Source organism: Streptomyces gottesmaniae (assembly GCF_031845845.1).
Lineage (GTDB): Bacteria > Actinomycetota > Actinomycetes > Streptomycetales > Streptomycetaceae > Streptomyces > Streptomyces akebiae.
Genome location: NZ_JAVRFJ010000006.1, coordinates 197,957 through 210,455, shown reverse-complemented (window position 1 = coordinate 210,455; position 12,499 = coordinate 197,957). Strand labels below are relative to the sequence as shown.

The 12,499-nt window shown below is 66.5% G+C and carries 8 protein-coding genes and 1 pseudogene; 7 read left to right on the top strand and 2 right to left on the bottom strand.

What is annotated here, in order from left to right; all coding sequences use genetic code 11:
• The first annotated feature begins 71 nt into the window (after positions 1-71).
• Together RM704_RS09680 and RM704_RS09675 are read left to right on the top strand one after the other, a co-directional pair.
• Positions 72-5,423, top strand: a complete 5,352-nt coding sequence (locus RM704_RS09680) for a sacsin N-terminal ATP-binding-like domain-containing protein (protein WP_033528444.1) — start codon at positions 72-74, stop codon at positions 5,421-5,423.
• 1,878 nt (positions 5,424-7,301) lie between these two features.
• On the top strand, positions 7,302-7,823 hold the full coding sequence (locus tag RM704_RS09675; RefSeq protein WP_033528446.1) for a hypothetical protein: 522 nt from the start codon (positions 7,302-7,304) through the stop codon (positions 7,821-7,823).
• Between the two features lie 737 nt (positions 7,824-8,560).
• On the opposite strand, the gene RM704_RS09670 is transcribed toward RM704_RS09675, so the two are convergent.
• A complete protein-coding gene (locus RM704_RS09670) occupies positions 8,561-8,860 on the bottom strand; it encodes an integrase core domain-containing protein (protein WP_157856713.1) in 300 nt (99 codons plus the stop codon).
• A 6-nt stretch (positions 8,861-8,866) separates the two neighbouring features.
• Here RM704_RS09670 and RM704_RS09665 point away from each other — a divergent pair, with 6 nt between their 5' ends.
• The 5 genes and pseudogenes from RM704_RS09665 to RM704_RS45535 form a co-directional block, all read left to right on the top strand.
• Positions 8,867-9,166 (top strand): hypothetical protein, encoded by a 300-nt coding sequence (locus RM704_RS09665; protein WP_157856714.1) that lies wholly within the window; start codon positions 8,867-8,869, stop codon positions 9,164-9,166.
• Entirely contained in the window at positions 9,163-9,669 is a 507-nt protein-coding gene (locus RM704_RS09660; protein ID WP_033528447.1) for a hypothetical protein, read from the top strand. The genes RM704_RS09665 and RM704_RS09660 overlap by 4 nt, the downstream gene beginning before the upstream one ends.
• A 178-nt stretch (positions 9,670-9,847) precedes the next feature.
• Positions 9,848-9,970 carry a hypothetical protein gene (locus tag RM704_RS09655; protein WP_311590487.1) on the top strand — a complete coding sequence of 41 codons (123 nt, stop codon included), beginning with the start codon at positions 9,848-9,850 and terminating at the stop codon, positions 9,968-9,970.
• 336 nt (positions 9,971-10,306) lie between these two features.
• The gene (locus RM704_RS45165) at positions 10,307-10,816 is read left to right on the top strand and encodes an endonuclease domain-containing protein (protein WP_078937206.1); all 510 of its coding nucleotides are present in this window, start codon (positions 10,307-10,309) and stop codon (positions 10,814-10,816) included.
• 539 nt (positions 10,817-11,355) lie between these two features.
• Positions 11,356-11,484: pseudogene (locus RM704_RS45535) on the top strand (IS110 family transposase); the annotation flags it as partial.
• Positions 11,485-11,625: 141 nt separating this feature from the next.
• Here RM704_RS45535 and RM704_RS09645 read toward each other — a convergent pair.
• Positions 11,626-12,408 carry a S1 family peptidase gene (locus tag RM704_RS09645; protein ID WP_078937207.1) on the bottom strand — a complete coding sequence of 261 codons (783 nt, stop codon included), beginning with the start codon at positions 12,406-12,408 and terminating at the stop codon, positions 11,626-11,628.
• Between the last annotated feature and the right edge of the window lie 91 nt (positions 12,409-12,499).

The window sequence follows — 12,499 nt, the reverse complement described above, 5'->3', positions numbered from 1 at the left end:
CGGGGTCTGTGAACGATAAGTGTCAGTGGTGCGGGATACGGTCCCTTCCGACGTTGAGGCGAGGGGGGACCATGACCGGTGACGCGTGTGCGGATCAACTCCGGGAGTACGCGCTCGGAGTTCTGGAAGACTGGCGGCGGCCGACGAGATGGCGGCCGGCCCTTCAACTGCGTGCTCTGTCCTTCAGCAGCGCCCGGGACTACGCCGGACGCTTCCTGCTGGAGCTCCTGCAGAACGGCCATGACGCGCACCCCAGGGAGCGCCATGACGGCCAGGTGCATGTGCTGCTCGACGAGGATGAAGGCGAGTGGGGAACTCTATACGTCGCCAACGGCGGTACACCGTTCACCTGGCAGAACGTTGAGGACGTGTGCAAGATCGCCCAGAGCTCGAAGGTCATCGGAGAGGGGATCGGCAATAAGGGCGTGGGATTCCGGAGCGTCCTGCTGATCAGCAAGGGGCCCGAAATCTACAGCTCTGATCCGGACGGGCCGGGTGGTTCGGGACTGGACGGCTACTGCTTTCGGTTTGCTCGGGAGAGCGACGTAGAGGAACTTCTCGGGGAGGCGGACACGGCGCGCAGAGCAGTCGCTGAATTTCCACCGTTCCAGATTCCATTCCCGGTTGAGCAAGTGCCCCCGATCTGCGCCGAGCTGGCCAAGCTGGGGCACGTCACCGTTGTCCGGATCCCCTTGCAGAGCGAGGCCGCCCGCGCCGAGGCTCGCCTCCGGCTGGAGGAGCTCGCTGAGGCCAAGGCGCCGATCATGCTGTTTCTGGACCGTCTCTCTCGTCTGACACTCGAGCGTAGGGCGGATGGCGAGGTGCGCGATATCCATGAACTCACTCGCGTGGAACGCCCGTTCGCCCCCGAGGACGAAGACGCCTCGACCGCCGCGCTCTTCTTCGCGGAAGTGGATTTGGGACCGGCCGGGGCATTCCTCGTCGCGCGTGGCAGGGTGGCGCCGGCGCGACTGGACCAGACGCTCGTGGAAGCCGTCGACCTCGGCCTCCTTGATGACAAGTGGCGGCAGTGGGCCGATTCTGCTGTGATCGAGATCGCCGCCCCGCTCGCAGTCGCCGGGAAAACACGGCGCGGACAGACCTATACCTTCCTGCCGCTGGGCGAGGGCGTGACGACACCCTTCGCCGGGCACGTCAACGCCCCGTTCTTCACCAAGATGGACCGGACCGACCTCGACCGCGAACACCCGCTGAACGCCATGCTGTTTGACGCCCTCGCCGAGACCTGTCTGGCCGCCTCCGCGCGGCTGCGCACGGTGCAGCACTTGCGGCTTCGGCAGGTGGCGGTAGACCTGGTGAGCTGGGAGAACGGGAGCCGGTCCGCGGGGTTGCTGGTCACAGCGGCCCGGCGTGTGCACGGCTGCGAGCTGGCCGACGTACCGTTCGTGCCCGTCCTCGCCAGCGATGGCGCGGCACCCCACCTGACCTGGGCCTCGCCACGGCGTGCGGTCCTCTGGCCCGATCTCAACTTGTCCGTGCTCACGGCACAGCGCGCGCACGAGGCCGGTGCCGTGGTTGCCGACCCGGAGCTCGGCAGCGATCGTCTCAGGCGACTTGCCGTGATGTGCAAGGGGCTGAAGTGCCCCTGGGAGCCGACACCGGAGGCGCTCGCTGATCACGTGGAGCGGATGGCCGCTACGCTCCCCTTGCCCAAGTCCGGAGCTGGCGAGCCCGTCGGCGTATGGAACGCCGTGTACGACGACTTGGCCGCTCTCTTCGTGGAAGACGGCCGCGTGTTGCGCGGCAAGAGGCTGCTCCTGGCCGACGACGGAACTCTGCGACACGCCAACGGAAATGCAGAGCAGGGTGGTTCGCAAGGCAAGCGGACCGCACGTCGGGCTCGGCGTGACGCGTTCTTCCAGCCCGTGCGCGGGGAGACAGACGACTCGGAGGCGCTGTCGGTTCCCGCACTGCTCGGCAAGCGGCTCTTCTACCTGCACCCAGGCCTTACCTGGACCGATGGCACGGGGCACGTACGGCGCCTGCCCGCCCGCACTTTCCTTGAGAGCGCCGGGCTCGTCCGGCCCTTCGACATGAAGGGCCTGCTGGAACATGTGAGCCGTGCCCTTGTGGAAAGCAAGGACCACAAGCTGCGCCGCCAAGCCCTCCGGTTCGTATTTCGGCTGTGGCGGTCGCGGCGGTCACCGGGCGGATTTGCGGCCTCGTCGCTGGGACTGTATGTGCCGTCCGCGGACGGTGCCTTGATCGAGGCGAACGGCGCGGCCTTCGGCCGAGGGTGGGATGGCACCACCGGGGATGATCTGGCTGCAGTTGTCACCGCTGGACAGGAGGCGTCCCAGAGCCTCAGATGGATCGCCAAGCGACTGATCGCGGCACCGGACGCGTTCGTCAAGCGAGGGGAAACGGCCGACGAGTGGCGGGCGTTCCTGAGCGAAGCGGGGGTGACCGACGGGTTGATCCCGATCTCTACCAGGGGGGCCACAACGCGCGCGGACGGCCATGAACTGACCACCCGCCAGCTGGTCCGCATGGCGAACGTGCCCGCCGAGGTAGTGGCGCAGTGGGAGCCGCACATCGACCGTGGGTGGTCCAACGCGCGCTATCCCCAAACGCCCTACACGGGCACCCCTGCTTACCGGATCCCGGGCCAGGACATTGTCAGCCGGCTCGGCGAAAGCGCCCGGCTGGCGTACGCGAGGCTCGTCCTACACGCTCTCGCCTACTGGAGGGACGCGTACTTCACCAGCACATGGACTAGTGCAGGAAGCCGAAGGGACGACCAGGAGCAGGTGCTGACACCCCTGGCCGCCTTCATCAGGGAGCAACCATGGCTACCGGTACGGGACCGCAGCCGGGCCGTACGGTTCGTACGGCCGGCCGATGCCTGGCACTGCCCGCCCGGGCTGGAGGACGAACCTGCCTACGCGCCGACCGTCGACCACCGCATACGTCATCTGCTCCAACCGGAGAAGGTCAGCACCCGGCTGCGCTCCATGGGGCTGCCCACCTGGGATCACGCAAGGGACAGCGCACGCCTCGTCTCCGCGTTGGGGCGTTTCGTGGCGGAGGGCGCGGTCAGCGGCGAGGACCGGCCCGCCGCGCAGCGCACCAACGAGCGCGCCTGGAAGCACCTTGTGCAGCAGCCATACGGCGTGCTGCCTGAGGACGCAGTCCTGCTCGCCGAGTCGGGGCAGCGGCTGGTAGCCGTGCCGCTGTCCGAACTGAAGGGCACAGAAACCGTGTTGTACGTCAGTGGCGAGCGCGACGGTCTGACCGGCCGGCTGGTACGGGAGATGGAGTGCCCGCTGCTGGTGGTTCCTGGCGTCGCCGCGCAGGTCGCCGAACGCCTCAGGCTTGGCCGTCCGAACGCGGTCCGGCACGTCGATGACGCGACGTTCTCAGTGACCGTCGACGGCGAGGAAGTGAATCCCGCCACCATGGGCGAGCCGCTCGTGGACCGTCTGCCCTGGCTCGCCCTGGCCGTAGGCGTTCTCGCCGACCACGTGGCGGACAGCCCTCGACCGAGCCAGGCGGAACTGACCGACCTGACGTCCGCCGTCCGCCGTATCCGGATGCACCGCTACGGCTCGTGGGAGATCAAACTCGACGGCCGTACCGTGACGATGCCGGACCGACTCGGCGGGATGCTGCCCCTCGCCGATCCCAAGCATCCCCTTCTGCTGGCACGGCAAGCGGACCCGGACTGGGCGGAGGTAGCCCGGCTTTCGGAGGCGCTCGCCGATCTGCTCGGACACCGGGAATTCGCCATCCGGCTGCGCCTCGCCGCCCTCCAGCTCGCGTCCTGCCACGCCGATCTGCGCTCACCCGCGCAAGACGAGCTCGCCGAAGCCCTCGGAGTCATGGTCCATCAGATTGAGGAGACCAGCCGGCGCATCGACGGAGCCATCGGCGTGGTCCTGAAGCGATGCCATCCCTTCCTCGTTCACATCCTTGGTGCCGATACGGCGGACTTGCTGACCGTGCCGCCGCCGCGCGACACCAGGGAGTTCCAGGCCAAGCTCGAGAAATACGCAGACGAACTACCGCTGCCGCCGGCGCAGTTCATCGCTCGGGCTCGCACGGCCCGGAGTATCGACGAACTGCGGCTCGTCCTCGGGATCGACTTCGCCGCGCTGAATGACACACTGCAGTCTCTGGCGCCACACCATGATCCGATCAGCCATGCGGAGGCCCACGAGGAGGCACTACGCGGCTACCTCGACCTACACAAGAAGGAGCTTGTGAACCGGCTGCGCTGGACAGCCAAGAACGACTTCGACGCACGGCGCCCGCTGGCGGACTGGCCGTCGTTGCGCTCACTGGACTGGATCACGGCCCCGGCGGCGTGGGCGTACACCGTGGACACGGCCAGCAGCGAGCTGCTGGAGCGGCACGTCGAAGAGCAGCTAACGCTGCGGCTGGGCGAACCAGCTCCCCGCAAGGGCGACACTCTTCCGGGGATCGACCAGGTGCGGAGCGGAAACAACCGAGTGATCGCCGCCACGGCCGCCGACCTCGTCGCTCTAGTCAATGCAGCGGGGCGCCCGCTACCTGCGGCGCTGTCCGGTGCCAATCCGGCGGAGAGCATCACCGCGCACCTTGACGAGGCCGGCGCGCTGGACTTCCGCCTCCTCACCCCAGACGACGTCGTTGCCTGGCTGGCCGTTCTCGGCCATTGGCCGGACGGGATGCCAGCGACGACCGATCCCGGCCAGCACGGGCTGACCACGGTTGACCTGGACCGGGTGCGGAACGCGGCGGAACACGAGCGTCGCGAGCGGGAGCGCCGACGGAGAATGCTCTCCGTCGGCGGCCGGGAATTCGACGTGCAGTCGGGCGACTTCACCGAACTTACTGTCGAGCTCCAGCGGGCCCTCGACAACGGCGCAGTCCCCGGACTCTCAAGTGGCCGCGCTATCTTCACCCGGCTCCAGCCAATGGAATCCGCAAGTCGGACACCCGCGACCGATCGTAGGCGCGGAAGGCGGTACGGCAGCGCCCCGGACGCTGGGCTGTCGCCGGCCCAGCGCGAAGCCCTCGGATACATGGGGGAGTGGTACGCGTACCACTGGCTCCGCGGGCGCTACTCCGCCGGTATGGACGAGACCAGCTGGGTGTCGAGCAATCGCCGAAAGGCATTCCCCGGGCCGTCCGGAGACGACGGCCTCGGGTTCGACTTCAAGGTCGGATCTGGTAAGCGGCCCATGATGTTCGAGGTGAAGGCGACTCGAGGCGACGGTGGCCAGATCGAACTGGGTGAGAGCGAGGTACGCGCGGCGCAGCAGCACGCAGGCAATGAACGCTGGCGGCTTCTCGTGGTCACCTCCGTCCTCGACCCGGAACGGGTAGACATCCACATGCTCCCGAACCCCTTCGGCAAGCAAGGACGCGGCCGCTACCGCGAGGAGGGCGGTGCGCTGCGCTTCTCCTATCGACTATGACGGCGACACCAGAAGTCCGCTGATGTATCCCGCATCTCGTATGCCCTCGGCTGCCCGTGGGGGCACTGCGAGTCCACAGGGACCTGCATATTCTCTTTTCCGTTGCGGCGATGAGCCGCCCCCGCGGCTGCAGCCCTGATCATCACTCCGTACGGCTGCCGAGGTCTGTGAATGGCAAGCGCCGACCCTGCTGCTACTCCCCGCATTCGCAGGGATGGTCCGCAGCTCCTCGCCCACGAAGGCGGTCGCCATGCTGCTCCCCGTGCCCGTTGGGATAGCTCGGCATCGAGCAGGGGCAGGAACCTCGCCTTGGTGCAGTGACCGGTCGGTAGTCTGCACGTAGATGTCCTGACCTGCGGCTATGGCCACAAAAGCTCCGCCCCGAGTGCCGGGGCGGAGCCTCTGAGCGTTGGAAGGGAAATCCGCTGTGCAAAGGTTCCATGTCCTCGGCTGAACTGGGCGGACGCGGCTGCTGCTGTGGTAAGCGTCCAACTCATCGACCCCCAGGGGCCATTCAGGGGCCACAAGGACAGGAACAGACCGACAAGCACTGCACAGGGCTGACACTGATCAGCACGTTTGATCTGCAAAAACGGCGTGAATCGGCAATGATCGACAAGGACCGCCAAGATCCTCAAAGGACTCATAATCCGTCTGCCGTGGGTTCGAGTCCCACCCGCCCCACTTTCACAGGTCTCTGACCTGCGGAAACGTTCAGTTTGTCCTGTCGGAGCGTCAACTTCGCCTGAACGGACTGAATCCGCTGCTCGTGGGTTGGGGGTCCGGCAGCGTTCCGGGGAGATCCAACCCCTCTGACCTGCGGCGGAGTAGGTGCTCAAGGTTGCCGCTCTCGGTCCGGGCGACTGCTCTGCGGGTCGTCCCCAAGACCAGGGGCCATACAGGGGCCGGGAGGGCGCCACCGGGGCCAGACCGAGAGGGTTTCCGGGCCGATTTCGTAGTCCCGTTTGCTGGTTCGGCGGCATGGAGCTGCCGTCCACCGCGCGGACGGTCCAGTGCCGGGCCGGCACTGGAGGCGGCGCGGATGCTGGTGCGTCTGGCAGACAGGCCCGAAGCCAGGGAAACGGCCCGAAGAGGAAACGGCCCCATGGACGGCGCACCGAGTTCATCAGGGCTGAGCCATGTGCGGTCAGCGCACCATCTGGAGCCGTTGAGGAAGATCGCGGTCGGGCTGGAGCGCAGCCCCTCGACGCCGTCGCCGCCGAACTCAACGGCCGACCACGCAAGACGCTCGGCTGGGAAACCCCAGCCGAGCGCCTGCATGCGCTCCTCACGACCGCCTCACACTGACCACGTGTTGCAACGACCGCTGGAATCCCTCCGGGCGGGGGCGTGGCACGGCCGGACCACATCACGGTCCGCGATGCGAACGTGTACCGGCGCTGGAAGTCCCGGGCGGAGCCCGCCGCGGAGGCGCTGGACCACGGCGGTCTCACCGACGACCTTGTGCCGGTCATCATCGGTCCGGGCCGATTCCGCGAGGAAACGTGCTGGACCACTCCCGCTGACCGTGGCCCGGGGCGGCGCGGTTGCGGTGGGGGGCGTCGGGTCCCAGAGCACTCCGATCGAGGCCAACCCCTCTCCGGAGTGGGGCGACACCGGAGACACCAGCGAGACGTACGCCAGCTCCTACGAGCCGCTGACCAAGTCGACGCCTGTCGCTGCGCTGCAGGCTGCATCCACTACCGCGAGCGAACAGCTGATCGCGAGCTACAAGCCTCTCCCGCGTGTGCGCCCGGAGTCCGCTGCAGGCACTCGGTACCGCTACGTTGCTTCCTACACCAAGCTGCAGTAAGTCCCGTACACGGCCGCCCTGGGCCTATGGCTCCAGGGCGGCCCGCAGCCCATGGAAGGGGACGCGTGGCCACCCCGGACAGCGAGTTCCTCACGCACGCTTCGGAAGTCGCCTTCGAGCTTGGCCTCGACCGCTTCCGCATCTCCGCGCTCACTATCCGGTCGCGGCAGATCACCTTCACCGAGACCGACGGTCCTTCACAAGCGCCCCTCTATGCCGATGGTGAGCCGCCGCAGCCCGGACGCGCGGGCCGCCGAGAATACGACTGGCAGCCCGGGATTGCCGCGCCGTCGTGGATGAACGTGGCCTGGCTTCTGGAAGACCTGGCCGCGTGGGTCCAGCAAATGGCCGAAGACCACATCACCGTGGTTGGTCTTGAAGCACCGGAGCCGGACTGGTGCGACGTGCTCATCCTCGACGGCGACACCACCTACCGAGTCCGTATCGCCGTAGCCGGCCGACGGGAGGTGCTGGACTTCCCTGGAATGTATCTACGAGACCTGTTCGCCGAGGGCCGCTACCGCGCCTACCTGACCCCGGGACTCGCTGGCGAGCTGCCGGTTGTGGATCTGCGTACCGTCTTGTGACGGAGTGTTCGCCACGGCCGATCTCACCTGTCAACCGCGCTGATTCAGCGCTCTGGTCAGGTCCCGGTTGGCCTCCCTCGCGGCATCGAGATCGGATCGGGCTTCCTCCAACGCGGAGGTCAGTTCGACGTTGTGCTGCTCCAGCCTCGTGATCTTCCGCTGGAGCTCCGAGCCCTGACTCCTGCCATGCTTGTGCTCCGGGCGCCAGCGACAGCCGTATCACCGTGCGGCTGCGGCGGACCACGGCGACGGCTTCCTCTATCTGGGCGCGTTCTTCTTCTGACAGGTCGTCGAGATCCGCCTTGACCCGGTTGATCAGGCGGCGAACGCGGCGGATCTCCTCTTCGGAGGGTATGGCCTCGCTGCGGGCCCAGTCGTCGGCTTCGAACGTCGACATGAGCCGCTGGCGGCTGCGGAGCAGGTCAGAGAGGTAGCGCTCCAGGTCGGGAAGGTAGGAGACGTCGGTGCGGAAGTGGTCGCAGCCGACGCAGCGGAAGCGAAGCGGGCAGCTCTGCCCTCCGGCGGCGACGTTGTGCGGTTCCAGGCAGATGCCGTAGGCCGTGGCCACTTCTCCGATGGCCCGCCGTACGTGTTCGGAGTCCAGCATCGCCTGTGCTTTGCGCCAGACGCGGTTGCCCCGACGGTCGAACTGCAAGGCGGTGACCCGGTCGACGGCCTCACGCCGTCGCTCCTGGCTTGAGCTTGTTCCGCTTTGACGGACACCATCGGTGTGGTGGTCAGGCTGCGAGTGCGGTCTCGTATTCGGCGGGACTGCGGTAGCCGAGGCTGCTGTGCAGACGGTGCAAGTTGTACCAGCCCTCGATGAAATCGAAGATCGCGGTGCGGGCGGCGGCCCGGCTGGGCCAGGAGCTGGTGCCGAGCAGCTCCCGTTTGATGGTGGCGAAGAACGACTCGGCGAGTGCGTTGTCCCAGCACTGTCCGGTGCGGCCGACCGACAGACGCACCCCCAACTGGTCTGCCGGCGTGGCGAGTTGGTGACTGGTGTACTGGCAGTCGCGGTCCGAGTGAAAGATCACCGGACCGTGCCGCAACAGCGCACCCTGTTTCCTCTCAGCGTCATCGAGAACAAGATCCAAGACATCCGCAGGAAACTGCAGCGGATCGACGCCGAGTGCAAGCGCCTGCGCGAGCAAGAACGTGACAGCCGCGAGGTGCGCAAGATGATGCGTGCAGAGAAGCAACTGCTCGAACTGCAACTCGCCAAGCTCCAAGAAGCACGCGCCCGGGCCCAGGCCGCCCCGGATGTCGGCCTGGACGACCTCGACAAGCTCGGCCTCGACCCAGACGTACTCGACCTCAACGCCCTGGCGGCACTGCGATGATGCTCTCCTCCCGGGCCTGGCACGACTACTGGAAGGACTTCGTGCCCGTCCGGCAACGCGAACAGCCTCGCGGTGCACACATTGCCGAAGTCGTCACCGCATGCGGCTGCGTCGTCGAGATCCAGCATCAGAGCATGTCCCCGACGAAGATCGGGGGCAGAGAGCTCGACCACGGACACATGGTGTGGATCTGGGACGTACGAGAGCCATATCGCGCCCGGAATCTGATGCTCACCGGGTTCAACTGCGGGGTTGCTACGTTCCGTTGGAGGAATCACCGCAGCAACCTGCGAGCCTGCCGCCGCCCCATGTTCCTTGACCTCGGGCAGCTGAGCGGTACCAGCCAACGGGTCGTGATCAAGACCGAAACGTTCACCGAGGACGGCTACGGGAGCGGCCGCCTGATCTCGCATCACGCCATGCGCCTATGGATGGCAGCCGGAATCCCGTACAGGCAACTACAAACCCTGCCCGACGGCACGAAGATCGGAAACCGTGCGTGAGAACAGTGCAATGGCGCACGCTGGCAGTAGAGTGGGACGGGCTGCTGCGCATCATCCCGGCCAGTACCACCTGTCGGGGCCGCTGGCAGGCAGGATGATCACGGATCCGGTCTTCCAAGGAGAATGCGAGGACACGGGTGTGCATCCCACTCCCGTGCGAATGGCACTCCACCCCCCGATGGCTGCCACGAATCCGCGCCTGGTCGTGGTGGACAACACCGGAAGCCGTTGGGTCCTCAGCTTCCGGGCCTTTCACGATCCCCGCTATTGCAAGATCAACGGCTTCTACCCGGGCCTCTGAACGCCACGGCGGCAGTACACGCCGAAGTGCTGTCGTCACCTATTGCCCAGGCCGCTGCCGTGGGGTGTTCCGCGCCGGGCGATGACCGGGAGGAGCCGACGTGCTCGGCCCGGGTCCGGGTAGCCGTTGTGATCGTATCCTCGGTCGGCGAAGACCGACTCGGGCTTGCCGCATGGCCGTCCGGGGCTGCCCCGGACGGGTGGGACGGCGTCGAGCAGGGCTATGGCGCTGCGGGTCTGGCCGCGCGAGACGGCCGCGGGCTTCCTGCACGCGGCTGAGGGGGATCCGCGCTGACATGGTCGAAGCGATGTCAGTGCCGCCCGCTACTGTCGAAGAATGCCAGGTCACTACGGAGTCCCGCTGACACGCGACACTTTGCACGACTGCGAGGGATGCGGCGTCACCATCAAATACAGGGGAGAGGGACGACGCGGAGGACACTGCCTGAGCTGTAGTCGGATAGCCAGGCAAGGTCGCCGATACAACCTGACGGCAGGCGATGTGCGGGCCATCCTGGAGCTTCAGGGCGGAGTATGCGCGTTGTGCGGGCGCGGGCCCGACCATGACGGAAGCCCCTCGTACTGGCACATCGACCATGATCACGCATGTTGTAAGCCGTCGGACGCCGCTTGGTCCATTTGCGGAGCGTGCGTCCGTGGCCTGCTGTGTAGCGGCTGCAATGCTCGTGGCCTTGCCTGGTACGAACTTCTTCCGAGAGACCGTAGGGACTGGGGGCGCATGAACGACTACCTTGCCAACTCACCGGCCCGTCGCCTTCGCCTTGCTGGAATGCTGGAGTTCTGCCTGGAGTACCTTGCGCTGGCCGGTGCGGCTCGACGCAGGTAAGCCCGCCACTCTCCGCTGGCCTCCGCCAACTCGTGCGGACGTCAGTGGTGTTGGCTACTATGTACGCGGTTGACGAGACCTTGAAGGGCAGGGAGCAGCGGTGCAGATGGCCGGCTATCACGGTGCGGCGGCGGAGTTTCTATAGGGGCGCCTGGCCGGCGCTCTCCTATGGCGACGCCCGTTGGGCGGCGACGTCGTGACTCAGGTCCGGCGGCGGGTTGACTCCTGCCCTGGCTCCGTGACGGCGCTCTGACAATGCCTGGGAGGGTCTTCCTTGTCCGCAACCACTCCTGCCTGTGACCACCGCGTGTATCACGTGGTCGTTGTGGCTTTGATCTCCATCATTGTTGGGCTTACCGCCGGGGTCGGCTTTGCCGCTCTCGGGCAGTCCGCTCTCACCGCTGTTGTTTCCGGCGGGGCTGTCGTGCCGTTCGTCTTCTCTGCCGGCATGACCGCAGTCGCGTACGTGAAGCGGCAGGCACAGTAGGCGACTTTGTGGGGTGGCGCCTTCAGGCCACCCCACGCCCGCCCCTCTGTGGGTCCACCCCGTCGAGCGTTCCTCGGGGCGTCGGCAGGTCCGTTGTCTCAACCGTGGCGGCAATCGTCAGGCCAACGCTGACCTCCATTGCATCATGTTCACCCGCCTGCGGGTCGACCTGCGCACCCAGTGCGAGTGAGCATGCAGGTTGGCGGCCGGAGCGGGTAGCCCTGCCGGCCGAGGTGAACTGGGCGGCGTGCGCGGCCGGAAGGCGTGCCCTGCCCGGAGCGTCATGCGCTCACCGTTGGAATGCCTTGAGCTCCAGCACCGATCAGTAGTTCGGCCAGGGCATCAGCTCGGACGAAGCGCGTAAGAACGCCAGCTGTCTCTCCGCTCGTCTTGATGTGTCCCTCACACCGATCAGGAGAACCTCCTCGAAGTCACCAGCTCCGAGGTCGCCCCAGGTCAGCGCTTTTGGAACGTAGTAGAGCACGGGAGAACCCGACATTCCATTCCAACTGAATGAGTGGGTCAGCACCTCGCTCGGATAGGTGTCGGTTCCCAGAGCCGCCGGGTGGCGTGGGTCTGACGCGATCACCCCTCCAACCAGGATGGGGCGCTCGGCGACCTCGCCCCTGATGCCCGGGTATCCCGGCGTAATGACCCTGCCTCCGACAGTTACCCGACCGAACGCGAAGTCAGTAGCGGTGGCCAGCGCGGATGCCGGGAGGCTGTTGAATCTCCCTTCTCCGGTCAGAGTCTGGGCGCGGCCAATCGGCGCATCGAGCGGAAGGACTGCCAGATCGACCATGTCGCTGTCCAGGAACTTCGGCTCGGGATCAATGATGGTGATCTGCTGGGGAACCGTGCCCAAAATGTCCATCACGGCAGACTGATACTGACCGTCCACCGTCACGGATTCGAGTGACCAGCCACCGAACTTTTCGAAGTTGCGGTCCAGCACATGCCGATTCGTGACGAGGTATCGGTTCTCTGAGTTGTCACTGATGATGAAGCCGGAACCGGTTCCGGCACTCTTGTTGTTAGACCTGTCGAAGAATCCTGCCCGAAGGCGGACAGCTGAGTAGAGCACCGTAGCGTCGATCTTTGCCATGCTGCATGGTGCCACCCCTGGGGCTGGGGCCTCGTCGCGACCATCCTGTCAGTGCTGACCATTCCTGCGACTCCGCACGAACCGGCGCCGC

Excerpts from the sequence above, each read along its gene's own strand:
- RM704_RS45165 (WP_078937206.1), top strand. The coding sequence starts at position 10,307 with ATGCCAGGTCACTACGGAGTCCCGCTGACACGCGACACTTTGCACGAC.
- RM704_RS09655 (WP_311590487.1), top strand. The coding sequence starts at position 9,848 with ATGGCTGCCACGAATCCGCGCCTGGTCGTGGTGGACAACACCGGAAGC.
- RM704_RS09645 (WP_078937207.1), bottom strand. The coding sequence starts at position 12,408 with ATGGCAAAGATCGACGCTACGGTGCTCTACTCAGCTGTCCGCCTTCGG.
- RM704_RS09660 (WP_033528447.1), top strand. The coding sequence starts at position 9,163 with ATGATGCTCTCCTCCCGGGCCTGGCACGACTACTGGAAGGACTTCGTG.
- RM704_RS09680 (WP_033528444.1), top strand. The coding sequence starts at position 72 with ATGACCGGTGACGCGTGTGCGGATCAACTCCGGGAGTACGCGCTCGGA.